At 50.1% G+C, this 25,182-nt stretch carries 21 protein-coding genes; 6 read left to right on the plus strand and 15 right to left on the minus strand.

Features of this window, described 5'->3' with window-relative positions:
- Nucleotides 1–172: 172 nt before the first annotated feature.
- From KK083_RS30720 to sucD, 3 genes are all read left to right on the plus strand, one after another.
- Nucleotides 173–1,075, plus strand: coding sequence for a hypothetical protein (locus tag KK083_RS30720; RefSeq protein WP_254169989.1), 903 nt, complete (start codon nt 173–175; stop codon nt 1,073–1,075).
- A 104-nt stretch (nt 1,076–1,179) separates the two neighbouring features.
- Nucleotides 1,180–2,073, plus strand: coding sequence for a hypothetical protein (locus KK083_RS30725; protein WP_254169990.1), 894 nt, complete (start codon nt 1,180–1,182; stop codon nt 2,071–2,073).
- Between the two features lie 250 nt (nt 2,074–2,323).
- The gene (gene sucD, locus KK083_RS30730) at nt 2,324–3,202 is read left to right on the plus strand and encodes a succinate--CoA ligase subunit alpha (RefSeq protein WP_254169991.1); all 879 of its coding nucleotides are present in this window, start codon (nt 2,324–2,326) and stop codon (nt 3,200–3,202) included.
- Between the two features lie 53 nt (nt 3,203–3,255).
- On the opposite strand, the gene KK083_RS30735 is transcribed toward sucD, so the two are convergent.
- From KK083_RS30735 to KK083_RS30770, 8 genes are all read right to left on the minus strand, one after another.
- The gene (locus tag KK083_RS30735) at nt 3,256–3,516 is read right to left on the minus strand and encodes a hypothetical protein (RefSeq protein ID WP_254169992.1); all 261 of its coding nucleotides are present in this window, start codon (nt 3,514–3,516) and stop codon (nt 3,256–3,258) included.
- Between the two features lie 254 nt (nt 3,517–3,770).
- Nucleotides 3,771–5,108 (minus strand): PhoH family protein, encoded by a 1,338-nt coding sequence (locus tag KK083_RS30740; protein WP_254169993.1) that lies wholly within the window; start codon nt 5,106–5,108, stop codon nt 3,771–3,773.
- A gap of 66 nt (nt 5,109–5,174) precedes the next feature.
- On the minus strand, nt 5,175–5,864 hold the full coding sequence (locus tag KK083_RS30745; protein ID WP_254169994.1) for an AlbA family DNA-binding domain-containing protein: 690 nt from the start codon (nt 5,862–5,864) through the stop codon (nt 5,175–5,177).
- Nucleotides 5,865–5,875: 11 nt separating this feature from the next.
- Nucleotides 5,876–7,381 (minus strand): magnesium chelatase, encoded by a 1,506-nt coding sequence (locus tag KK083_RS30750; RefSeq protein WP_254169995.1) that lies wholly within the window; start codon nt 7,379–7,381, stop codon nt 5,876–5,878.
- A 15-nt stretch (nt 7,382–7,396) separates the two neighbouring features.
- Nucleotides 7,397–8,494 (minus strand): vWA domain-containing protein, encoded by a 1,098-nt coding sequence (locus KK083_RS30755; protein ID WP_254169996.1) that lies wholly within the window; start codon nt 8,492–8,494, stop codon nt 7,397–7,399.
- Nucleotides 8,495–8,860: 366 nt separating this feature from the next.
- Nucleotides 8,861–9,517, minus strand: a complete 657-nt coding sequence (locus KK083_RS30760) for a sterol desaturase family protein (RefSeq protein ID WP_254169997.1) — start codon at nt 9,515–9,517, stop codon at nt 8,861–8,863.
- Nucleotides 9,518–9,570: 53 nt separating this feature from the next.
- Nucleotides 9,571–10,719 (minus strand): N-acetyl-alpha-D-glucosaminyl L-malate synthase BshA, encoded by a 1,149-nt coding sequence (gene bshA / locus KK083_RS30765; RefSeq protein WP_254170009.1) that lies wholly within the window; start codon nt 10,717–10,719, stop codon nt 9,571–9,573.
- A gap of 77 nt (nt 10,720–10,796) precedes the next feature.
- Entirely contained in the window at nt 10,797–13,754 is a 2,958-nt protein-coding gene (locus tag KK083_RS30770) for a serine hydrolase (RefSeq protein WP_254169998.1), read from the minus strand.
- Between the two features lie 291 nt (nt 13,755–14,045).
- Between KK083_RS30770 and mutL the strand changes: the two genes are divergently transcribed.
- The 3 genes from mutL to KK083_RS30785 are packed head-to-tail and all read left to right on the plus strand — an operon-like array spanning nt 14,046 to nt 17,409.
- Nucleotides 14,046–15,866 carry a DNA mismatch repair endonuclease MutL gene (gene mutL / locus KK083_RS30775; RefSeq protein WP_254169999.1) on the plus strand — a complete coding sequence of 607 codons (1,821 nt, stop codon included), beginning with the start codon at nt 14,046–14,048 and terminating at the stop codon, nt 15,864–15,866.
- A 39-nt stretch (nt 15,867–15,905) separates the two neighbouring features.
- A complete protein-coding gene (locus tag KK083_RS30780; protein ID WP_254170000.1) occupies nt 15,906–16,490 on the plus strand; it encodes a rhomboid family intramembrane serine protease in 585 nt (194 codons plus the stop codon).
- A gap of 19 nt (nt 16,491–16,509) precedes the next feature.
- Nucleotides 16,510–17,409 (plus strand): rhomboid family intramembrane serine protease, encoded by a 900-nt coding sequence (locus KK083_RS30785; protein ID WP_254170001.1) that lies wholly within the window; start codon nt 16,510–16,512, stop codon nt 17,407–17,409.
- A 9-nt stretch (nt 17,410–17,418) separates the two neighbouring features.
- Here KK083_RS30785 and KK083_RS30790 read toward each other — a convergent pair whose 3' ends face one another.
- From KK083_RS30790 to KK083_RS30820, 7 genes are all read right to left on the minus strand, one after another.
- Nucleotides 17,419–18,663: a tetratricopeptide repeat protein gene (locus tag KK083_RS30790; RefSeq protein WP_254170002.1), complete on the minus strand. Its 1,245-nt coding sequence runs from the start codon at nt 18,661–18,663 to the stop codon at nt 17,419–17,421.
- Nucleotides 18,660–19,985 carry an AAA family ATPase gene (locus KK083_RS30795; RefSeq protein WP_254170003.1) on the minus strand — a complete coding sequence of 442 codons (1,326 nt, stop codon included), beginning with the start codon at nt 19,983–19,985 and terminating at the stop codon, nt 18,660–18,662. The genes KK083_RS30790 and KK083_RS30795 overlap by 4 nt, the downstream gene beginning before the upstream one ends.
- A 292-nt stretch (nt 19,986–20,277) precedes the next feature.
- Complete coding sequence (locus KK083_RS30800; protein ID WP_254170004.1) at nt 20,278–21,147, minus strand: alpha/beta fold hydrolase; 870 nt, start codon at nt 21,145–21,147, stop codon at nt 20,278–20,280.
- Nucleotides 21,144–21,713 (minus strand): TetR/AcrR family transcriptional regulator, encoded by a 570-nt coding sequence (locus tag KK083_RS30805; protein WP_254170005.1) that lies wholly within the window; start codon nt 21,711–21,713, stop codon nt 21,144–21,146. Before KK083_RS30805 ends, KK083_RS30800 begins: the two co-directional genes overlap by 4 nt.
- Before the next feature lie 258 nt (nt 21,714–21,971).
- Nucleotides 21,972–22,670 (minus strand): carboxypeptidase-like regulatory domain-containing protein, encoded by a 699-nt coding sequence (locus tag KK083_RS30810; RefSeq protein WP_254170006.1) that lies wholly within the window; start codon nt 22,668–22,670, stop codon nt 21,972–21,974.
- A 308-nt stretch (nt 22,671–22,978) separates the two neighbouring features.
- On the minus strand, nt 22,979–24,553 hold the full coding sequence (locus KK083_RS30815; protein WP_254170007.1) for a DHA2 family efflux MFS transporter permease subunit: 1,575 nt from the start codon (nt 24,551–24,553) through the stop codon (nt 22,979–22,981).
- A 75-nt stretch (nt 24,554–24,628) separates the two neighbouring features.
- Nucleotides 24,629–25,182: HlyD family secretion protein (locus KK083_RS30820; protein WP_254170008.1), on the minus strand; the 554-nt coding region annotated here is incomplete at its 5' end.

Consider the following 25,182-nt stretch of genomic DNA (forward strand, 5'->3'; position numbering starts at 1 on the left):
GCTGGCCGTTGTGGCATTGGTTGGAACCTGTTTTGAGATCTACAACGGTGTGCTGATGACCTCGGTGCGTTACTTTAGGGATAAGTGGTTTACCAAACGTAAGAAAGCTGTATTAACACCGCAGGAACAGGAAATTTCGTAATTTAGACGGCCCGTTTTATCAAACAATACCATGAAAACCAGAAAGTTGACCCTTATTTTCCTCCTTTTCGCCTCTTCTTCCGTTGTTTTGGCCCAGGATTATGCATTTAAAGTGCTGGCTAACAAAGGTACAAACGAGGTAAAATCAGGCGAGAGCTGGCAGCCCCTCAGAACCGGAGCCAGCCTGCGTTCTTCTGATGAAGTAAAGCTCGCTGATAACGCCTACATCGGACTCGTTCACGCCAGCGGCAAACCCATGGAGCTGAAACAAGCGGGTAACTACAAAGTTTCTGAGCTTGCAGCCAAGATCGGTGCCGGCAGCAGCGTACTCAATAAATACACTGACTTTATCCTCAGCAGCAACTCGGCGGAAGCCAAAAAGAACAAGCTGAGCGCAACGGGAGCCGTACACCGGGGCGACAGTGAAGCCGGAGCCATCAAAGTTTACCTTCCTGAAAAACAATACTCCAGCATCTTCAACCCCGTGGCCATTGTGAACTGGGATGGCACCAAGGTAGCCGGACCATATGTTGTCACTGTTAAGAACATGTTTGAGGATGAGCTCACCAAGATCGAGACACCTGAGAACAGCATCCGCATAGACCTTTCTGATCCCAAGATCTCTTCTGAAAATGCGATTTTTGTAGAAGTATCTTCAAAAACCGATGCGAAGCAGGTTTCACAACCTTACCTGATCAAAAAACTTTCCGTTGCCGATCAGGAAAAGATCAAGAAACTGTTGGGTGAGATCAGCACTGAAGTGCAGGAGCAGAACGCCCTCAACAAATTGATCCTGGCAGGTTTTTATGAAGGGAACAACCTTTTCATCGATGCGATCACCGCATACGAAGAAGCGGTGAAACTTGCACCCGATGTACCCACCTATAAAGAAGCCTACGACGAATTCATGTTAAGGCAGGGATTGAAGAAATAAAAGTCCTTTAAGATAGTTGAGCGAATAAGGCCGCGGTTTTGCGGCTTTATTCTTTTCAGCACGTTCATATTGATATACTTTTGAAGTCAAAAAAAACCAACCTTATGAAAATGAGATTTTTCAGCATTGCGATTGCGTTGATTGTTTATACCACTGCTTACAGCCAGGATTACGCATTTAAAGTGCTGGTCAACAAAGGAAAGAACGAAGTCAAAGTAGGAGCGAACTGGGAGCCCGTTAAAGTAGGTGCAAGCCTCAAGACTGCCGACGAGCTCAAGGTCACGGACAATGCATACGTAGGACTGATCCACTCCAGCGGCAAACCCCTGGAGGTGAAGAGCGCCGGAAGATACCGTGTGGCTGATCTCTCTGCCAAAGTGGGCACCGGTGCCAGCGTGCTCAACAAGTACACTGATTTCATTCTCAGCTCGGCCCAGAAAAAGAACAATAACCTTGCTGCTACGGGAGCGGTTCACCGTGGTGTTGACAACATAAAAGTGTATCTGCCCCGCTCTTCTTCTTATGTGTATAACGATACCGTTTCCATCCAGTGGGAGAAAGATAAAGCGATGGGCGCACCCTTTGTTGTTACATTCACCAGTCTTTTCGGCGATGAGCTTCACAAGGTGGAAACCTCTGACAACAGCGTCTCCATCAACCTGAACGATGCCGTTTTCGCCAACGAAAATGATATCATGGTCAAAGTCACTTCCAAAAAAGACAAGAAAGAATCCGAGGTCCATACCTTGAGAAAATTCTCGAAGGCAGAGAAAGAGAAGGTAAGGTCAGCGTTTGCCGATGTGCAGGCCCAGACCGCTGAAAAAACCGCGCTGAACAGTCTGATCCAGGCCGGCTTCTTTGAGCAGAACAAACTGCTGGTAGATGCCGTTAGCGCCTACCAAAAAGCCATCAAACTGGAGCCCGGCGTACAAGCTTATCAGGAGGCGTATGACGCTTTCCTGCTCAGGACTGGAATCAAGGTCCCTGTTAAGAAATAAGATTCAGTATTAGTAGGCAGTAGGCAAATCCCGATCAAGATCGGGACAGTAGGCAAAGGACGAGTTACAGCCAATTCCGGTACGCCTCGGATGCATGGTTGCCTTGTATCTCAACGCCCGCACTTTGTCTACTGCCTATTGTCAATTGCCTACTGGTTCATTGCCTACTGCCATTTTGCCTACTGCCTATTCTTCAGTTTGGCCGGAAGCATTATTCTTCTATTTTTGTGCTCACAAGAAAATAAATCCCATGAGTGTTTTAGTAAATAAGAATTCCCGAGTAATTGTCCAGGGTTTTACCGGTTCAGAAGGGTCGTTTCACGCAGGTCAGATGATCGAGTACGGAACAAACGTTGTTGGCGGTGTAACTCCTGGCAAAGGGGGAACTGAGCATCTGGGACGGCCGGTCTTTAACACCGTAAAGGAAGCGGTGGTTAAAACCGGAGCGGATGTTTCCATCATTTTTGTACCGCCGGCCTTTGCTGCCGACGCCATCATGGAAGCCGCTGATGCCGGGATCAAAGTTGTTATTGCCATCACCGAAGGTATCCCTGTAAAGGATATGATGGTGGCCAAAAAATATATCCAAAGCAGAGGTGCGGTACTGATCGGCCCTAACTGTCCTGGTGTGATCACGCCCGGCGAAGCCAAAGTGGGTATCATGCCCGGATTTGTTTTCAAGAAAGGCAAGATCGGAATCGTGTCAAAGTCAGGTACACTTACCTATGAAGCTGCCGACCAGATCGTGAAGGCAGGCCTGGGGATCTCCACAGCCATCGGTATCGGCGGTGACCCCATCATTGGTACACCCACAAAGAATGCCGTGGAGCTGCTGATGAACGATCCTGAAACCGAAGCGATCGTCATGATCGGTGAGATCGGTGGTAACTATGAACCCGTTGCAGCACGCTGGATCAAAGAATCAGGTAACAAAAAACCAGTTGTAGGATTTATCGCTGGCCAGACCGCGCCCGCGGGAAGAAGAATGGGCCACGCCGGCGCCATTATCGGTGGAGCAGAAGACACCGCTGCTGCCAAGATGAAGATCATGCGCGAATGTGGAATTCACGTTGTTGAATCTCCGGCCGAGATTGGTGAAACAATGGTTAAAGTACTGTCGAAAAAATAATTTTTCAGGGATGACATCTGCCCGCTGGCGGATGTCATCTCTGCTTATCCTGTTCAGTGGTGCTCATAGTACTGCTTTGCCTCCCTCTCCAGATAGTATTGTAGTCTCTTCAATCCTACGATCAACCTAACGTGCTCAGCACTGGCATCCGGGTCGTCATTTTTATACACGACCTCGGCGAACAACCTATGGAACATATAGGTATATACCTCGCGCCCGTTCTTTCTGCGGGTTCCCAGTATAATACCCCTTCTCTTCATGAATCTGGCCTGCATCGATTCACTGAATACACTTAATAATAACTTGAGGAGCATACTTCAGAAAAGTTTCTGAGAGTAACTCATTTATCAGGCCAGCAGAAAAAGATGCTGAAATCAGCTCAAAAACACGATTTGTAGCTGGGAATATTCTTGAAATGGGAAAAGAGAAACCAATTGACAGTTGACAAATGGCAATTGACAACACGCGCAGCATAACAATCCAATACATGTTTCAAATGAAGAAACCTTTGACGGAACCATTGTCAATTGTCCCGATATTTATCGGGATTTGTCAATTGTCAACTAATTCACAGCAGGTTATTCGCCAGGTTGGCAAGCTCCGAGCGCTCTCCTTTTTCAAGGGTGATGTGCGCGTAGAGCTCATGGTCTTTCAGCCTGTCGATCAGGGTTGAAAGGCCATTGCTTTGTGAATCGAGGTAAGGTGTATCGATCTGGTAAATATCTCCCGTAAAAATGATCTTGGTGTTCTCACCGGCCCGGGTGATGATGGTCTTCACTTCGTGCGGTGTGAGGTTCTGTGCTTCGTCTACAATGAAACAGATGTTGGACAAGCTCCTGCCGCGAATGTAGGCCAGGGGTGTGATCACCAGCTTCTCCTGGTTCACCATCTCGGTGATCTTGGAGTATTCCTTGTCGGTTTCGCTGTACTGATTCTGGATGAACTTCAGGTTGTCCCAGAGTGGCTCCATGTACGGATTCACTTTTGACTTGATATCGCCGGGCAGGTATCCGATGTCTTTGTTGCTCAGGGGTACGATGGGGCGCGCGAGATAGATCTGTTTGTATTCACGTTTCTGTTCAAGGGCAGCAGCGAGGGCAAGCAGGGTTTTTCCCGTGCCCGCAACGCCCTGAATGGATACAAGTTTGATCTCGGGTTTAAGCGCTGCGTGAATGGCGAAGGTCTGCTCTGCATTGCGTGGCTTCACCCCATAGACAGACCGTTTCTCCACATGCTCGAGCATATTGTTGAGCGGATTGAAATACGCCAGCGCTGATTTTTTTCCGCTTCTGAAAATGTAGTAGTGATTTTTGAGCGCTTCGTTCTTGCCCAGCAGATCTTGCGGAGGGCAGTAACCTTTTTCGTAAAGCAGGTTGATCACATTGGCATCAACATCTTCGAAGATGGTTTTGCCGGAATACAACGAAGAGATGTTCTGAACCTTTCCCGTGGTGTAATCTTCAGCCTGCAGGCCCAGCGACTTCGCCTTGAGACGCAGGTTCACGTCTTTGGAAACGAGAATGATGCGTTTGTTCTTCTCCTCCTTCTGAAGTTGCAACGCCGAGTTGAGGATGCGGTGGTCTGCCTTCGATTCGTTGAAGACCTTGTTGGCATCCACAGCGCTGTGGGTATCCATCAATACTTTGAAGTTGCCTTTGCCTTTTCCGTTGATGGGATTCCACTGGTGGAGCAGTTGATTTTTGGCGAGCTTATCGATCAGCCGGATGAACTCCCGCGCTTCGAAATTTTTAGTGTCGTTCCCTTTTTTGAAGTTGTCAAGCTCTTCCAGTACGGTTATCGGAATACCGACGTCGTGTTCGTCAAAATTAAGGATGGAGTTGTGTTCATAAATAATTACAGACGTGTCGAGTACGAAGATCTTCTTCTCCTTCTTGGTTTTAGACATACTTCACAAAGAACTTGGTTTACGAAATGTAATGAATCAATCGGAAAGCTTGTACTTTTTGGATGATTATTTTTGGGTTAACTTTTTTCCGAAGGCGAGCGAGTAGAGGTCACCTTTTTCGTGTGGTGTAATATTCAATACATCGGCAAGCACGAGCAGCACCAGTTTTTTTGAAGCGTAGAATCTCTTGAGTCCGCTGAGCTCGATGAACTTTGTCAGCGTTATGGCGGGATGCACGTCGAGGTATTGCATGAGAAATCTTTCGTGCTCGCCGTAGTAGAAGCGAATGTCTTTTTTCTTTCGTGCGCGTTTCACGATCTCCTTCACCTCGCGGCTGGCCTTGATGCTTTGATCATTCACACGAACAAAAGACTCCTGCTGCCCACCCGCTGTCAGGTAGTGAGGTTTCTTCTCGCTCTCTTCAATGTCGTAGCGGATAATGGTGCGGGCATTGCCGATGGGAATGAACTGCTCCTGCACCGGAAGGCGCGGCCTGCACTTTTTCAGTGCTTCCTGGATCACGTGCGACTCATCTTCAGGATACTTCAATCCGGGCAGGCTTCCGTCATCGCCTACGCCCAGCAAGAGCGTACCACCTTTGGTGTTGGCAAAGGCGATCATTTCGCGAACGATCTTTTCAGGGTAAGCCGCCTTCCGCTTGAATTCAAGGGTACCGCTCTCGCCGAGGGCTACAAGCCTTCTGAGCTCCTGAACCTGCCGTGGATTGTAAGAAACGGATTCCTGCGGCCTGTTCATGTGTTGGATTTTCAGTTATACTTTCCCCTGATATCATCTTCATCATCATCTTCCGCCTCAGGCCTGGGAAGCGTGAACATGCTGCTGAGCAGGTCTTTGAACTGCAGCCCTGCCGTGAGATGATGTTTGCTAATTAAACTATATTCTGCGAGACCATGAAGCGCAAACTCCATTAAAAAGAGCTTGGTGCCGGCATCCTGTGCCTTGTGCAGGTCCTGGATCAGCTCCGTCAGCCCTGGCACACTCCTGATCTTTTTTTCAAACTCCGCCTGGTTCATGTCATGCAGCACATCAATGGTGTTGCCATCGCCAAACCAGTCCGTTACTTTTTTATAAGGACTTTTTTCCTTTTGCTTCCTGAACTTGTCAGGATCCGGAAAATAGTTGATGAACTGCGTGCGGATCGCCTTTCCTACAAGGTTCTGGGCGATGATGTTGGGGCCTTCCTGCTCACCTTCATATACGAGCTCTACTTTGCCCGTGATGGCCGGGATCACACCGATAAAATCAGCAACCCTGATCGACGTATTTTTTTCGTTGTTGATGATGCTTCTGCGTTCGGCGGCCGCCACAAGATTTTCATATGCGGAAATGGTCAAGCGTGCGGATACACCACTCTTGGCGTCAACGTACTCGCTCTTGCGCGCCTCGAATGCGATCTGCTCGATCAGGTCTTTGGCGATCTCATGAACGGAGATGGAACGCTGTGCTTCCTTCAGCCGTGCCTCCTGCTGTGTGATACGTTTGCCGATCTCCAGCGTCTTGGGATAATGGGTGATGATCTGGCTGTCGATGCGGTCTTTCAGCGGCGTAACAATGCTTCCGCGATTGGTGTAGTCTTCGGGGTTGGCTGTAAAAACAAACTGGATGTCGAGCGGCAGCCTGATCTTGAAACCCCTGATCTGGATGTCGCCTTCCTGAAGGATGTTGAAGAGCGCTACCTGGATGCGGGCCTGGAGGTCTGGCAACTCGTTGATGACAAAGATGCAACGGTTGGACCTTGGGATGAGCCCGAAGTGGATCACGCGCTCGTCTGAATACGGGAGCTTCAGTGTGGCCGCTTTGATCGGGTCAACATCGCCGATCAGGTCTGCAACGGACACGTCAGGGGTCGCAAGCTTTTCGGTGTAACGTTCGGCGCGGTGCAGCCACGTGATGGGAGTGTTGTCGCCAAGCTCTTTCACTTTATCGAGGCCATAACGTGACAATGGGTCCATCGGGTCGTCGTTCAACTCCGATCCTTCGATCACAGGAACGTACTCGTCCAGCAGGTACACCATCAGTCGTGCCAGCCTTGTCTTGGCCTGACCACGCAATCCCAGCAGGTTCACATCGTGCCCGGCAAGGATCGCTCTTTCAAGGTCAGGAATAACGGTTTCCTCGTATCCCCATATTCCTTCAAAAACAGTTTCTTTATTTTTCAGTTTCTGGATCAGGTTGTCGCGCAGCTCGTCTTTGATGGATTTGGGTTTGTATCCCGTTTTTTTGAGCTCTCCGAGTGTTTTACTTTTTGTCATTGCGTTGCTTGTGAACTATAGGTTTTTTCTTCTGTTGCGTTTAAAATCTTCAAAGACCAGGTTTCCCAATCCCTGCAGGCTGCTGTAATAAGCGTTGCCGTTGTTCGCTTTGGTAAACTCCCTTACAAAAGCTTTCAGGTAAGGGTCTGTAGCGATCATGAAGGTGGTCACAGGGATCTTGATCTTCCGCAGCTGGCTGGCGAGGGTCAGCGTCTTGTTGAGGATCTTCTCATCGAGCCCGAAAGCGTTCTTATAATAACGGATGCCCTGCTTGATGCAGGTAGGCTTACCGTCGGTGATCATGAAGATCTGTTTGTTCGAGTTCTTCCTTCTGCGTAGAATGTCCATGGCCAGCTCCAGCCCCGCCACGGTATTGGTATGGTACGGACCAACCTGCAGGTAGGGAAGGTCCTTGATCTCGATCTGCCAGGCGTCGTCTCCAAAAACAAGAATGTCCAGCGTGTCTTTCGGATATTTTTTAGTGATCAGCTCCGCCAGCGCCATGGCCACTTTTTTTGCAGGCGTGATCCGGTCTTCGCCGTACAGGATCATGGAATGTGAGATGTCGATCATCAGCACGGTCGAGGTCTGCGTTTTGAACTCGCTCTCCATCACTTCAAGATCATCTTCTGTGAGCATGAAGTTATCGAGGCCGTGGTTGATCTGGGCGTTCCTCAGCGAATCGGTGACCGAAAGCTGTTCGAGGGTATCGCCAAATTCATAATCACGCCGTTCTGTGGTCTGCTCATCGCCCCGGCCACTATGGGAGGTGTTGTGCTCTCCTGACCGCGTCTTTTTCAGCTTGCCGAAGATCTCTTCGAGCGCAGATTGCCGCAGGTTCTGCTCACTTTTGGCGTTTAGTTTAAACTCTCCCTTCGGACCTTCGTCCGTGATGTATCCCTTGCGCTTGAGGTCTTCGATGAAATCACCGATACCATACTCGCCGTTGGTCAATTTATGCTGCCGATCCACTTCGGTGAGCCATTGCAACGCTTCGGCAACGTTTCCCGATGTAATTAAAACCAGTTGCATGAACACTTTCAGGAGCTTATCGAAGTCGCTTTTGCCTTTTTCAGGCGGAGGGGTGTATTTAGAAAATCGGTATCCCAGCATGGCTTTGGTCTATCTCCCTATAAACCATTAATTTCTGAAATCTGTTTCGGCTAAGCCACTCATTTTTGATTTTTTTGGGAACGGATGTAATAAAGGGCCTGCCAAAACAAGAAAAGATCGCCATCAACGTTTTTACTTTGAGAGATCAAATAATGACGAATAACATGAAAAGATTAATGGCGGTATTGTTGCTGGTGGTATTCGTAACTGCTTCTTCATGTTCTTATTACACCTGTGCAACCTACGCGAAGGCGGAAAAGAAACCGTCTCGCGGGGAAGTGAAAATGTAGTCCGCAACACATTTAAAAGAAAAAGCCGCTTCCCCGCGGCTTTTTTTGTTCGTCCTGCTGCCAGTTCTTGAAATGATCAGGCAGCGGCCGTATGTTTTTTCTTTTCCTTCATTGTTCCGTAAATATAATCCCACAACGGTGAGGAGACCCCGAAAACATATTCTCCATGCTTGTAATGGTGAACGCTGTGGTTGATCCAGAGCACCTTCAGAAAGTTCTTGGGCGGCTGGTAGACGTGCACCATGTAATGCACCGAAAGGTAGAGTGCGTATCCCGAAAGGAAACCTGGCAGAAATGAGAATGCAAGGTCGCCCATGATGAGCCTGAACAGCAGCAACAGCAGTGTAGCAATGGTGATGCTCAGCAGTGGCGGCATGGCCAGCCTCTCTTTGTCTTTGGGGAACTCATGGTGAACACCATGCACGGTGTACTGGATCTTCTCTCTCAGCTTCGTGTAGGTGCCCATGTGAAACACGTAGCGGTGCGTGATATACTCCACCCAGGTGAAGACGAGCGCCCCCAGCATAAACATCGCTGCCGTGAGCCATACCGGAAGCGATGTATGGGTGATGCTCCAGTAGAGCAGTACGGCGGAATAGGTGAAAAAAATTGTAAGCGGAACGGCAATGTGCGTCCGTGATAACCTTTCTAGAATCGGGTTTTTGAATAATTGTCTAGAGCCCTTGTTTTTAGGAACATTGCGTTCGTTCCGTAAACCAGTAACATGATCCATAACCAAAGTGCTTGCGCAAATTTTAAAACAAACATTTTTTTCATTGGGGGGAATTATGTCAGGTTAGTCGACTTTGCGGCTGTCTTCTCCATGACCTGCTGATAATACGATTCATAGAGCGGCAGGATTCGCGAAATATCAAATTCTTTCGCCCGGCGCAGGGCATTTTCTTTAAACCGCGGTAAATTGTTCTTGTCGAGAACAAAAAGCGACTTCCTGGTCATATCCTCCACGTCGCCCACATTGCTTAAAAAACCTGTACCACCCTGAATATTCAGCTCAGGTAAACCGCCGGTATTGGTAGAGATCACGGGTACTTCGCAGGCCATGGCTTCCAACGCTGCAAGACCGAAGCTTTCTTTTTCCGAGGGCATGATAAAGAGGTCCGCCACAGAGAGCACTTCCTCCACGGCTTCAAGCTTGCCCAGGAACCGCACATCGTCGCAGATACCCAGCTCGCGGCACTGTGCTTCTGCCCGCACGCGCTCGGGGCCATCGCCGATGAGCAGCAGCTTGGCGGGGATCTCGTTATGAATATTGGCGAAGATCGTGATCACATCGCCTACGCGCTTCACTTTCCTGAAGTTGGAAGTGTGCACCACCAGCGCCTCGCCATTGGGGCAGATCGCTTTTTTGAAATGATCTTTCTTCTGCTTTTTGAATTTTTCAAGGTCGATGAAGTTCGGGATCACTTCAATATCGTTGGTGATCCTGAAAGACTGATAGGTTTCTTTCCGCAGGTCTTCAGACACTGCCGTGACACCGTCAGACTGGTTGATGCTGAACGTGACCACAGGTTCGTACGATGCATCTTTGCCTACCAGCGTGATATCTGTGCCGTGAAGGGTAGTGACTACGGGTATGGTGATGCCCTGGGTTTTCAGGATCTGCTTGGCCATGTAGGCAGCCGAAGCGTGGGGGATGGCATAATGAACGTGCAGCAGGTCGAGCCTTTCATTCTTCACTACATCTACCATCTTGCTGGCCAGCGCCAGCTCGTAAGGGGCATATTCGAACAGCGGATAAGAACGGATGTTTACCTCATGATAAGACAGGTTCTCATTCAGAAAATCAAGACGCGAAGGTTGAGAATACGTGATGAAATGGATTTTGTGCCCTTCTTTGGCGAGCGCTTTTCCAAGTTCAGTAGCTACCACACCGCTGCCCCCGAACGTAGGATAGCAGACGATACCGATTTTTATTTGATCCACAGATAAGGTTTAACAATTTTTTAACAACTCACCGGCCCCTCTACTCCATAGTCGCCCAGCTAAATTATTTATTGTGACCTGCCAAAAGTATCTGCCGGAGCGCTCACGGGCTTCTCCGGAGTGCTTTCAGCCGTCTTACAATAGTTAAATATGGACTGGTAGACCACATCCTGTATCCGAGAACGAATATTGGCGCTTAAAAGTTTATTGTTGGTCATGTCGGGATGCACCCTGTTGGAGAGAAAAATGTAAACAACATTGAACTCGGGATCCACCCACATGCATGTTCCGGTAAAACCTGTATGGCCGAACGTCTTGGGTGATGCCAGCATGGAAGTTGGCCCGTTCCATTCGCCCGGTGTCGGCTTGTCCCACCCGAGTCCCCTGCGGCTGTTCTCGAACTGCCTGCGGGTAAAAAGCCTCACGGTTTCGGGTTTGTAATATTGCAGCCCGCCGTACTTACCTTCCTGCAGCAACATTTGGCCCAGCTTGGCAAGGTCATTGGCGGTGCTGAACAGGCCTGCATGCCCGGCAACACCACCATGCATGGCGGCACCCTGGTCATGAACGTTGCCGATCAGCAGCGACCTTCTGAAGAGCTTGTCATTTTCCGTGGGCGCGATCTGCCGGATCGGGAACCGGAGCAGCGGGCGATAACCCGTGGTATAGGCGCCCAGCGGCTCGTACAGGTTTTGCGACAGGAAATCATCCATCGGCTGATTCAACATTCTTTCTGCCAGATGCTGAAGTATATAAAAGCCCATGTCGCTGTAGCGATAGTCGTACGGCGTGCGGTCTGGTTTCTCCCTGATCCTGGCTTTGACGACCCAGCTCCAGAGACTGTCTTTCATGGCAAGGGAGCCATACAGGTGATCGGCAATCACCAGCGGATACTGGGGCGAGAGCTTGTGACTGTAATACTCCGGCAGGTACGTGGTATCTTTCATGGTGTGCGCCCAGAAGGGAAGAAAAGGCCACAACCCCGCCTGGTGGGTGAGGATATCTTTCAGCGTAAAATCTTTTTTGTTGGAAGCCCTGAGCTCGGGCAGGTAGACCGATGCTTTTTTGTTGATGTCGATGAGGCCCTTCTCGTAAAGGAACATGGTGGTTTGCAACGTGGCTGTCACTTTCGTCAGCGATGCCAGGTCGTAGATGGTTTCGTCTGTGGCCGGCGCCTGTTTTTCGTACGTGAGGTATCCGAAGGCCCTGTCGTAAATAACTTTTCCTTCTTTGGCAATGAGGATCTGGCATCCCGGGGTGGCGCCGGTGCTGATGGCCTCCTGCGCGATGGCTTCGATCTTGTCGAGTGTTTTTGCGTCCATGCCGGCATCTTCGGGAAACGAATACGAGAGCCTGTCAAGCGCGGGGGTGCGGGTTGACGTTCCGGCCCGGATCTGCCCGAAGGCAACAGGCAGCACACCTTCGGCGGGAAGTGCTCCGAAAATGATCTGTGGCATGATCTCGAGCATCTCGGGCTGGTCTGTGTAGGCCGTGATCACCGCAGGGAACTGGTGTGCATAGGCCCTGAAGATGGTTGAGCCAAAATCACAGATAATGACCTCGCGATTGATGCGCGACTCCCTGAGCACAGGCAACAATGTGAGCAGTGTTTTTTCTTTCGTGTCGGGGAAAACCGCCACCAGTAACACCTGCTGTTGTGCCTGGATGGTTTCCGGCAGCCGCACGGTGTCTGATCTTTCCGTCACGTTCAGTTGTTTGGTCTGAACGTATTTTGAAACGCGCTCTGAAAAGACCGTTCCTTTCAGGCTATCGCCCGTAATGATGCAGGTGAAGGTCTTGTTCTCCAGCGAATGTATGGGCAGTGTATTGCGCTGGTTGGCGATGACGGTAGGTGCTGCTTTATAGATCTTATGCTGCAGTAACCGCGCTTCGGTGGTCACCAGCTTCGGATGGAGGTGATCTGTTGGCTGCTGTTTTTTAGAAAGTCCGGCGTCGTACTTCAGTGCCAGGATCTTTCTTACACTGCTGTCGAGCTGGGGAAGGAACTCCTTCTGCGTGCGCAGCATCTTTTTCATTTTCCGGATCACAGAAGCCACGTTGGCAGAGGTGACCAACATATCATTGCCGGCCTGAAACGCAAATATCTCGGCTTCTCCCGCACTGAGGGTGCCGGGTGACTCCATCATTTTTTCAACATCCACCATCATCAGGCCATCGTAGTTCATGTGCTCCCGGATCCACTCGCCGGCAAAGGCCGCGGAGAGGCTGCTGCCGGTGAACAGGTTTTTGATGGCGGTTTTCTTTTCTGAATAGAACATGGGCAGGTGTGCCGACGCCGGCATCAACACAGGCAGATGGTTTTTGAACAGTGTTTTAAACGGATAGGCCTGCGCCGAATCCACAGTAAGCTGCACGTTGGGGACCCCTTTCTGCACTTCGGTGACTCTCAGTCCTTGGATCGGAAAATATTTTGCGCCCGCCAGCACACCACCTGACCGCAGACCGTTCCAGAACGCCAGCGATTTGGAAGCCACGGACAGCGGATCTTCACCAAATGAGTAATTCGTTTCCCTGTTTTCCTGGATGGCAAGGTTGGCGGAGATAAATGTGAGGTGGATGCCCATCAGCTTCATGTGGCGGGCCATTTCATTGCCCATAAAAAAGATCAGGCTATCGTTGGCAACGGCTCCCAATACCTGGGGCAACGGATAGGCAAGGGCACTGTCGAGCCGGATGCCGGGGCCGGAGCTGCCATCGAGGCCGATGAGCAGGGGATACCGGGAGGCGGACTGAAGCTGTGTGATGATGCCGGCCTGTTTGAGGTTGTGCATAGATGTAAACACCACACCTCCCAGGGTACCCGCGCCGGCTTTGCTGCTGAGCTCGTCAAGGTCGGATTTATCGATATCGCCCGAGACGGGAACAACAAAGAGCTGACCGATCTTGTCGTCAAGGCTCATCTGCCTGAACACACTGTCTACCCACTGATCTTTCGATGTTTGTGCCTGGGCTGTGGAAGCCACCACAAACATTGCCAGAATGAACCCTGAAATCTTTCTTACCATGCCTTAGCGAAATAAAACGGTTACAGCCATAAATCTTCTTTTTTATGACCCTGAATTTATAAAATAGACATGAGACATGAGATATGAGACTTGAGATTTGAGAAGAATGCCTCCAATGTCTCATCCCGATGGTTATCGGGACTCATATCTCAGATCTCACATCTTATTGTCAGAAGCAAGAATCGCACCCGCTTCGATGGATGGCGTCAAGAATTCACCTAAATAGTTATTTCCGGCATTAGGGTCTGCGGGCAAATGAATTAATTTGCACGTTGAATCCCCGCTTTGCTCATGCCAGATATCATTCAGCTTTTACCTGATTCCATAGCCAACCAGATCGCAGCCGGTGAAGTGGTTCAGCGGCCAGCGTCGGCGGTTAAGGAATTGATGGAGAACGCCATCGATGCGGAGGCCACCAGCATCAAGCTCATTGTCAAGGATGCCGGCAAAACGCTGGTGCAGGTGATCGACAATGGCAAGGGCATGTCTGAAACGGATGCCCGCATGAGCCTGGAGCGTCACGCTACTTCCAAGATCAGAAAGACAGAAGACCTTTTCACCCTGCATACCATGGGTTTCAGGGGCGAGGCGCTGGCATCCATTGCCGCGGTATCGCAGCTGGAGATGAGAACACGGCCCGCGCAGCAGGAGCTGGGCACCGGCCTGGTGGTGGAGGCATCGGAAGTAAAAAAGCAGGAGCCGGTGGCCTGCGAGAAAGGTACCAGCATCAGTGTCAAAAACCTCTTTTATAACATTCCCGCCCGCCGCAATTTTTTGAAGTCGAACCCGGTGGAGCTGAAGCACATCATTGATGAGTTTCAACGCCTGGCGCTGGCCCATCCCGAGATCGCTTTTATGCTGGTTCAGGGAGATGAGGTGGTGTATGACCTGCAGCCCGGAAAGCTGAGCCAGCGGATCGTAGGAATTTTTGGCAAAGGATATCAGGAGCAACTGGCCGCCTGCCAGGAAGAAACCAACCTGACCCGGGTTAAAGGTTATGTGGGCAAGCCTGACTTTGCGCGCAAAACGAGGGGCGAGCAGTTCCTTTTTGTCAACCGCAGGTTCATCCGCAGCAACTACCTTCATCATGCGGTGATGAGCGCCTTCGAAGGGCTGCTCACGGACAACAGCTTTCCTTTTTATGTGATCTTCATCGAGATCGACCCCAAACACATCGACGTTAACGTTCATCCTACAAAAACAGAGATCAAGTTTGACGATGAGCGCGCGGTATATGCCGTGGTGCGTTCGGCTGTTCGCCAGGCCATCGGGTCTCATAACCTGACACCGGCCATTGACTTCAATGCCGACGTCAATATCCTTTCCAAGCTAAGCCAGTCGGCAGGGCAATCCAATGACGTTTATTTTGAAGAGCGTTTTTCTACCGCACTGCACCGGTCCAATACAGAGAACTGGGAGAAACTTTTTGAAGGCCAGCAGCGCCCGGCGGCAGTGGATCAGCAATCGGAGAAGCCGAAAGAGGTGCAGACCCTGCGTTTCGAAAGTGCGCTGAACAGCCCGGCGGCGGAACAATCTTTGCAGGAGGAGAAGTTTTTATTTCAGCTTCATCAGCGGTATCTCGTCAGGCCGGTGAAGTCGGGCATGATGATCCTCGATCAGCAACTGATGCACGAAAGGATCCTCTTCGAACGTTTTTTAAATCAGCTCCGGAACAAGTCGGCGGAGAGTCAGCAGAGCCTGTTTCCGCAAACCATTACTTTGAGCGCGGCAGATTTTGCGCTGGTGATGGAGATGGAGCAGGAGATCACGGCGCTGGGTTTCCGTTTTGAGGTATTCGGTAAAAATACGCTGCTGGTGAATGGTATTCCGGCCAACCTCTCATCGGGTAGGGAAAAAGAGCTGTTTGAGGGCTTGCTGGAGCAATTCAAGATCAACCAGTCTGAGCTGTCACTTCCGCTGAAGGAGAATCTTGCCAGGGCTTTGGCGCGGCGGGCCTGTATCAAAAGCGGGCAAAAGCTTGTGAAAGAAGAGATGCAGTCGTTAATTGAAAGCCTCTTCGCCTGCTCAACGCCCAACTATGCGCCAGACGGCAGGCCGACTTTTTTTATTTTTGAGCTGGGTAAAATTGAAAGTTATTTTAGCCGTCAATAAAAAAGTAACGTACTAATAAAGGAATTTAAAACGTAGCAGATGTTCAGAATTACCCCGGTTGTCAGGAACCTAATCATTATCAACGCGGTTGTTTTTATCCTGCAGGGCATTTTGCCGTTGACAGATTATCTGGCATTGTATAACGTCAAAACGCAGCTCTTCAAACCCTACCAGTTATTCACGTACATGTTCTGCCATGGAGATTTTTTCCATGTTTTCTTTAACATGTTATTGCTGAGCTTCATGGGTCCGATCATGGAAGAGTTCTGGGGGCAAAAAAGGTTTCTTATTTTCTATACGATCACCGGTATTGGCGCAGGTATTTTCAATATCCTGATCGATATGTTCTTTGGTGTGGGATCATTTGCTGTCATGATCGGTGCATCTGGCGCTGTTTATGGGGTTATGACCGCCTTTGGTGTAACATTTCCAAATATGGAGCTCAGGTTAATGTTTCTACCCGTATCTTTTAAAGCCAAGTACATGGTGATGGTGTTGGGAAGTATTGCTATATTCTCAGGACTTAGACCGCAGGCTGGTGACAATACGGCGCACTTTGCGCACCTGGGGGGTATCGTAGTGGCCATTCTGTTCCTCCAGTTCTGGCGGGGCAGGGGCGATTGAGTTTATTTTTTGATAGTGTATGTTAGAGGAGTTCAAGAACGCATTTCAACGGTACAACAACGCACACGTACAACTGATCATCATCAATGTGGTGATCTTTATGATGATGGGTGTGCTTTATGTTCTGGCCAAGATCGCCGGAACGCCACAGCTATTTACCCTCGTCTATGACCAGTTCACGCTGCCGTCAGTGCTCAGCGAGTTCATCAGGGAACCCTGGACATTACTGACCTATTCCTTTGCGCATTACTTCAGCTACGAATTTGGCGACATCGGCATCTTTCACATTCTGATGAACATGCTCGTTTTCTACTGGTTCGGTAGACTGTTTGTTGAATATCTCGGAAGCGATAAGCTGATAGCACTTTATGTGCTCGGCGGACTTGCCGGCGGACTGTTGTATATCGGTCTGTATAACACGGTGCCTTACTTCATTGCTCAACCCAGCAGCCTGGTGGGCGCATCAGCCGCTGTTTATGCGGTGGTGGTGGCAGTGGCTACATTGCTTCCGAACTATACTTTCTTCCTGCTCTTCCTCGGCCCGGTAAGGATCAAATACATCGCAGCCTTTTATGTGGTGATCTCATTTCTCAGCGCTGTTGGCTCCAATGCAGGCGGCAACATCGCTCACCTTGGTGGTGCATTGATCGGCTTTGTTTATATGAAGCAGCTTCAGTCAGGCGTCAACTGGGGCAACTGGATCACCGTCACCATAGACTGGTTCAAAGATCTCTTCAAGCCGCGGGCCAGGGTCAAAGTATCGTACCGTAAAGAGGGCGACGCACAGCAGAAATCAAAAGGCAAACCCTCCGTATCGCAGGATGAGCTCGACGCCATCCTGGACAAGATCTCGGCAGGGGGCTACGAAAGCCTCACCAAAGAAGAGAAGGAAAAGCTCTTCAACGCCAGCAAGAAATAAATAATACCGTTAACGGATGATCATCGCATTGGCGATCCACTGATACGCCAGGATGCCGAAGATGTAGACCGTTCCCAGGATGCCGATGCCGTAATGGAAAACCGCATCGAGTATGGCACCCAATCCGATGAGTGCCATGAGTATGGTGTAGGCAACCAGGATCCGCTTCGAGCGTTCTTTTGCGGGATTGAACATCGATGCCAGCGGGATCATCATGGTAAGTCCACCGATCGCCAGCATGGCAAACACGAAATCACCCGTGAACAGGAACAACACTCCGCCAATTAATCCCACAGCCAGCGATATACCTACAAAGTTGGATGACTGGATCTCTTCGTGAGTCAGTGCGAAACGGCCGTATACATTCAGACGCAGAAAAAGATTTGACAACGGCCCGATGATCCAGGTAGAGATCGCAAACAGGATATATAAATAGACGATGGGTGTAATGAACACGCCGAGGCCTGGATTGCTTGCCGCGATCTTGTTCAGGAGCTGGATGCCGAAATACAGACCGAGTACCACAGCCCACTGACCTTTGCCTTTCATGTTGCCCACCCAGAATGCATACTTCAGGAACAGCCGGTAGAACCAGTAACGCGACTTGAGGCCTTCCACAAGCCCTGCCTTGGCATAGGTAAAATCCGGATTGATCTTCAGCGCTTCGCGGAAATGTTCCAGCGCCTTTTTGTGCTCGCCTTTTTCCAGCAACCCCCAGCCCAGGTTGGTGTGGGTTACTTCGTTATACGGATCTTTTGAAAGCGCTTCATGAATGGTGGTGTAAGCTTCGTCTTTTTTGTCGAGCTTGAAGAAAGCAGTTGACCGCGCATTGAGGCACGTGAGGTTGTCAGGGTCAACAGACAACCCCTGGTTGGCATTGTCAAGCGCCTGCTGCCATTCACGCTGGTTGATCTTGATCAGCGCCAGCAGCCCGAAGTATTCAGCGTTGTGCGGCTCGAAGGCAATGGCGCTGCGCATCATCTTCTCCGATTCCTTGAGCTTGTCATCTTTGAAGAGATAAAAAGCATAGAGATAAAGAAAAAAATCGTTGTCGGGCTCTTTCGCGATAGCCTGCTGGATAAAGTTGATGGCTTCCTTCTGGTTGTTCTGCTCCGACTGGCAGATCGACAGCAACGCCAGCGCCTGTGCACGATTGGGCTCCAGGGTGAGGGCTTGTTTCAGTTCTTTCTCCGCATCCTGGTATCTTTTCAGCTTGATGAGCTGGTTGGCGCGTTCTAGCAGGGAATCGATCATTTTTTGATTTTTAAAAAGTCAAGGATCTCGTCGTACAGGCCTGAGTCGTTGGCGTACAACGCGTAATTGCGTGCCGTGGTGAACCATTCTTTCGTAGAAGGTTTCACCTGTTTGATGGCGTTAAAAAGGTCTTTGTTCTGGATGGGCTGCGGTACTCCTTTTTCGAAGGACTCGCGCAGCTTCTCTTCGATGGCTACGTCGATCAATGCTTTCAGGTCTGCGCCGGAAAAATCCTGGGTCTGTTTGGCGAGCAGCGCATAATCGATCTGCCCCAGCGGTTTATCTTTTAGCAGGATCCGGAGAATGCTTTCTCTGCCTTCCGCGTCAGGTGGCTGAACGAAGATGATGCGGTCGAACCTGCCAGGTCTCCTGAAGGCGGCATCGAGGTGCCACGGTGCGTTGGTGGCGCCGAGGATGAGCAGGCCGTCATTGGAAGCCTGCACGCCGTCGAGCTCTGTGAGAAACTGATTGATGAGCATCTTGCTGGCGGAGTGCCGCATGTCTGAGCGGCTTGCGCCGAGTGCGTCGATCTCGTCGAAGAAGATCACACACGGTGTCTGCCTGCGGGCCAGCTCGAAGATCTCGTGCAGCTTCTTCTCGCTGCTGCCGATCCACATGTCGAGCACATCGTGAATGCCGATGGAAATAAAAGCTGCGTTGATCTGCCCCGCGGTTGCCCGGGCCAGGTAAGTTTTGCCGCAGCCAGGAGGACCATACAGCAGAATGCCGCCACCGATCTTTTTTCCGTAAGCCTTGTAGTGCTCGGGATATTGCAGCGGCTGAATGATCTTGATCTTAATCTCCTCCTTCACCTTGTTCATGCCACCCACGTGATCGAAGTTGATGGCCGGTTTCTCGAGCTTCTCGAAACTGTCTTCCAGCGACTCGATGATGTCGTCCACACTTCCGCCGGCGGTGTTGGCGCCCCTGAGATGTTTGTCGAGCTCCTCGTCGTTGGCTGAAGGATTGATGGCGAGCAGGTTCTTGTAATGCTGCATGGCCTTGGCCGGTTCATCGTTCTTTAAAAGCGACTTGCTCAGCAACAACAGCAGCGGCGCATTGCTGGGTTTGCGTTCCAGCAGCTCTTCCAGTATCACAATGGCGGCGGAATATTTCTGCTGCTCGTAAAAAGCTTTTGCAAGGCCGGTGCGCGCCTGCTCATTGGAAGGATCTTTGTCAAGAATGATCTTGAACTCAGCCTCTGCTTTGTCTGCCTGCTTCGCGTTCAGCAAAGCTTCTGCCAGCATCAGCCTGAGCAACATGTTATCGGGTGAAAGTTTCAGCGCCTCCCGCAGATTGTTAAGAGCATCTTCCTGCATCATCTCTTTTTTTGGAAAGATGCAGGAATTTCGGTTTTGCAACAAGATTTTATTTGTATAAAAGAAGCCGGTAGTCAGAAGGAAGGACAGAAAAGGAGTAAGGAGTAAGAATTAAGGAGTAAGGAGTGAGGAGGGCTTCTGTTCGGATGTTTGGTTTGCTTTCAAGGATTGACTTCGAACATTGGTAGAATGACAAACCACAAAGTTGTTTGCCAGGGAACAAGACTATGATGTAACACATTTCGTATTCGAGGGCCTCCTGACTCCTTACTCCTGGCTCCTTACTTCTTTTTGTCTATAGATCCATAAAATCTTTCACGGTGCTGATGATCTCCGCAGACTTCTCCTCCTGTACGAAGTGGCCGGCATCATCGAAGACAACGACCCTGGCATGAGGCAACCGCGATTTCCATTTCTCCAGCGCGGTGGGCGGGATGAACTTGTCTTTCATTCCCCAGAAAAATAAAAAAGGTTTGTGCCGAAGGATGTCGAGCTGTTCCCAGTGTTGCTGCCACCAGGGTGAGGCGTCGATGAGCTCCCGGGAGAAAGCATAAGCGGCAGTTCGCTCACCTTTTTTCAACGCGTGTTTATAATGATCGTGCACTTCGGGGGTCAACAACTTTTTGTTGCCATAAGCTGCGGGCATGATCACCGTTACCGGGAAATTGAAACGGAGGTAAAGCATGCGGCCCAGCCACGTGCTCATCAGCTTTGCCGGACCCGTGTAATGCTTATCGTTCGCCAATGACCACATCCATGTGTTGAACAGTATGATGCGATTGATGTTGTCCGGATGGTTAATGGCGTAGCTCATGGCGATGCCTCCGCCAAAATCATTGGCCATGATGGAAATATTTTTCAGTGCGAGCTGCGAGATGAATTTTTCCAGCCGCGAGGCATGAGCCTGGCAGGTATAATCCGCAGCAGCAGGTTTGTCTGAAAGCCCGAAGCCCAGCATGTCTATGGCGATGCACCTGAACCTGTCCCGTAGCCCTTTGACTACCTCACGGTAGCCGAATGACCACTCCGGTGTGCCGTGAACAAACAGGATGATGTCTCCGCTGCCTTCATCGATATAATGAAGGGAGTGACCGTCGATGTCTATCCACCTCGATTGAAAGGGATAGCGTTTTTTGTTAAGCCATGAAGGTTGCGTGTGGTTCATTCGATGTATCGGTTAATGAGCTGGTGTGCGAGTTTTTTCAGCGGTGTTGTTTCATCCTGCAGGTACAGGATCACCAGACCGTCGATCTGGGTGAGGAAGAGTATGGCTTCAAGTTTGGGATTCGGGTATTTCAGTTTCCTGAATACTTTTTCAAAAACGGCGGTGACAGTCGTGGTGATCTGCCGGAACTGGTCTTCCACAGTGCGGATCACCTGCCCTTGCAGCCTTACAGCATGAAGCAGGCGCCAGAATTCCTTGTGCTGTTCAATGATGGCCACGGTGGTAAGCACATGCGTACGGATGGCTTCCGCCGGATCGGTGATGGTGTCATAACTTTTCATGGAGCTGGCAATATCGGCAGCGCCCATGCTGACCATTTCACGGAGCAGCTCCTCTTTACTGGTGAAGAAGTTATACATCAGGCCCTGTGAAACGCCCGCGGTTTTTGCGATGAGGCTTACGGGCGTGGAAGCATATCCCTGCGTGGCAAAAAGCGTCAGCGCAGCCTGTATGATGTCCTGTTTTTTGTTGTCCTGTTTCGGCATGGTAGGTATATGAACGTTCATTCATGTTAAAAGTTACTTTTTACCGGAGGTTTTTATTGTCTTAGGTATGCCTTCGTAGCAGAAAAAAGAAGTAAGGAGTAAGAAGTAAGAATTAAGGAGAAGGAGGCTTCGTTTGAGGAATGTGACTTTGTTTGCAAGGATGGACGTTGAAACCTGGTGGTAGGAGAATACTGCAAGAAGTTGTTTCAGAGCACAAGACGATGATTTGACACTTGTTGTATTTCGAAGCGCTCCTTACTACTTACTACTTACTTCTGGCTACTTTTTCTTAGCATTCTCCCCATAAAACATAAAGAGCAGCGGGATCAATTCACTCGATTGAAGCTCGTAGATGATGTCTTTATTTTTTTCGTTGAAGATGGCCAGCAAACGATAGTATTCTTCTTCTGTGAGGTTGTAGTCTTTTATGATCTTGTCTTTTACTTCCGGATCGTTTACAATGTCAACGTAATTACGCGCTTTGTAATTCTCGCGCTGCACTACCTTGAGCTTCTTTCGCTCTTTTTCATATTTGGAGAATCGTGAGATCGGCCCGCTCATCACATACCCTGGTCCGAAGGTCTGAAGGCCCTGGAAGCCTGGCGTTTCTGTGAAACTTTTGTTGAGCGTGGGATTTTTCCAGGGACTTTCAGGGGGCAATTTCTTCAGCCAGGGCATCAGTGTTTCAGATTCGATCACCACGGGCTGCAACGTTTTATGCTCTTCCGTCAAAAAAATGATCACCACCTCTTTCACCCATTTCACCGGGCGCACTTTTGTATAATATCCCACCCGGGAGAAGACCAGGGTGTCGGTGTCATTTGCGCTTAGGCTGAAATATCCTCGGGCATCGGAAACGGTTCCTTTGCCGGACCTTTTAACGGTAATGTTCACGTCGAGCATGGGCTGCATGGTGGCGGAGTCGGCTACCATGCCGGTAAGGGTTATCTGGGCGCAGGCGTGATCCGCCATGGCCATGACAAAGGCCAGTAAAAGAAGTACTCGCAAGGATCGGAGATGCATGCAAAAGGGTCTCGTAATACCATGATGTATAACGGCCGCTTTTAGTTTTAATTGTGGGGAAAAATAGTCCACGGTCTACAGTCGACGGTCCACGGCTGTTTCCCCCAATGGCTAACGGAGTTTTCTATTCTTGAAGGTACGAGTGCGTTTGAGATAGCTTCGGATATTGGTGTTGCTTGTTGGTGAAGAACACCAACAAGGGCCGGGGTAATCGTCGGACCACTGCCCTGCGCGCTGCTCCCTGCGCAGTGGTCTGACGACTGTTAGTGGGCCGCCTGCGAAACGTCAACTTTGCTCTTGACGGGTTTCAGCATCAGTACAAAGGGCACGCACAGCAGAAAAAACACGCCGATATAGATAAACACGTCCATATAAGTCAGCAGCATCGCCTGACGGGTGGCGAGCACATCCAGCATCTTGTTGGCTTGTTGTGTTGCCTGGTCAAGGGTGGAGCCGTGTGCGAGGAAGTTGGCTTTCATCGCGGTAAGCCGTTGCTGTACATCCAGGTCATAAGGCGACAGATGGTTGATGAGGTCTGCGCGGTGTTGTACACTTTGCCGGCTGATGAACGTGCTGATAAGGGCAATGCCGAATGATCCACCCAGCTGCCGCACCATGCCCGTGAACGCTGCTCCCTGCCCGATATCTTTTCCTTTCAAGGTCGACAGGGCAAGCGTTGTCACTGGCACGAACAACAATCCGAGGCCGATACCCCGTACCATCAGGATGAAGAAGAAATCACTTTCCCCGGTGAACGGTGTAATGATCGTATAGGCCCATAGGCTGTATCCAAAAAATATAGAAAATCCGATGGCGATCAAATATTTCTGAGAGACTCCTTTCTGCAGCATCCTGCCTACGAACGGCATCATTAATCCTGTGGCGAGAGAGCTTGGTACCAGCAGCATTCCAGCTTTCAGGGCGGTCCATCCCAATGAGTTTTGGGTGAACAGCGGGATCACAAATGTAGATCCGTACAAACCGAATCCCAGGATAAAAGACAACACGGTGCCGATGGCGAGGTTTTTATTTTTCAATACCCTCAGGTCCACAACAGGTTGTTCGGCCACCAGCTCGCGCCAGATGAAAAAGTATACACCGAGAACTGCGACGATTGCAAAAACGATGATGCTCGTATCTGAAAACCAGTCGTGCTCCTGGCCTTTCTCGAGCACGTATTGCAGCGACCCTACCGCGAGGATCAGGAAGAAAATTCCCAGCCAGTCGACCTCCGACGCACTTCGTTTGCCGCCGTAGTTCGGACTTTTCACATACTGAAGCGTGAGGAAGGTGGCGATGATGCCGATGGGGATGTTGATGTAAAAAATATACGGCCACGAAAAATTATCAACGATGTATCCGCCGAGGGGTGGCCCGAGCGTTGGCCCCACAATAACACCCATGCCGTACAATGCCTGGGCCATGCTCCGTTTCTCCGGCGGGTATACTTCTGTGATAATGGTCTGCGACGTAACGAGCAATGCCCCTCCGCCCAATCCCTGGATAAACCGGAAAAATACCAGCTCCCAGATCGACGTGGCATTTCCGCACAGGAATGACGCGACTGTAAAAATAATAATGGAAGCCGCAAAATAATTCCGGCGCCCGAACTGCTGCGACAGCCAGCTCGTCAACGGTACGATGATCACGTTCGCGATCGCGTAAGCCGTAATAACCCAGCTCACGTCGTTCAGTGTAGCGCCCAGGTTTCCCTTCATTTCATTCAGCGCCACATTCACGATCGTGGTATCAATGATCTCCAGCAGGGCGCACATGATGGCCGTGACCGTGATGATCACCCTGTTAAAACCGTATTCAACCAATGATTCCTGTTGCATCGGGAGTTAGATATGAGATTTGAGACGTGAGTCCCGATAGCTATCGGGATGAGACAATACCAGGCCCATCGCTTTCTAGTTTAAGTGAACATCCACGTATACGTTCATGCCGGCCCGCAGTGTTTTGTTCGCATCTTTTTTCTGCAGCACGATCTTGACAGGCACACGCTGTACTACTTTCACAAAATTGCCTGACGCATTGTCGGGTGGCAGCAGTGAGAACTTGGCGCCGGTAGCCGGAGAAATACTCTCTATTGTTCCTGTGAAAGTTTCCCCGGGAAACGCATCTACTTCTATGTCGACTGCCTGACCTGTTTTCATTTTTTCCAGCTGAGTCTCTTTGAAGTTAGCTACTACCCATTTATCGCCTTCATCTATCAGCGCGAACAGCGATTGCCCGGCCTGAACGAGCTGGCCCAGCTGAACATTTTTGCGGGAGATCACACCATCCACCGGGGCAGTAATGTATGCGTACGACAATTGGAGCCTGGCAAATTCAAGGTTGGCTTCTCTTTCTTTGACAATGGTTTGTGCGAGCGAAATATTGCGCTGGCTTACGGTACTTTGCGATCTTCTGGCCGATGCTTCGCGGATCAGCGCCTCACGCTGACGTTCGGCAACCTCCAGTT

This window comes from Chryseosolibacter histidinae (genome assembly GCF_018598225.1).
Classification (GTDB): Bacteria; Bacteroidota; Bacteroidia; order Cytophagales; family Cyclobacteriaceae; genus Chryseosolibacter; species Chryseosolibacter histidini.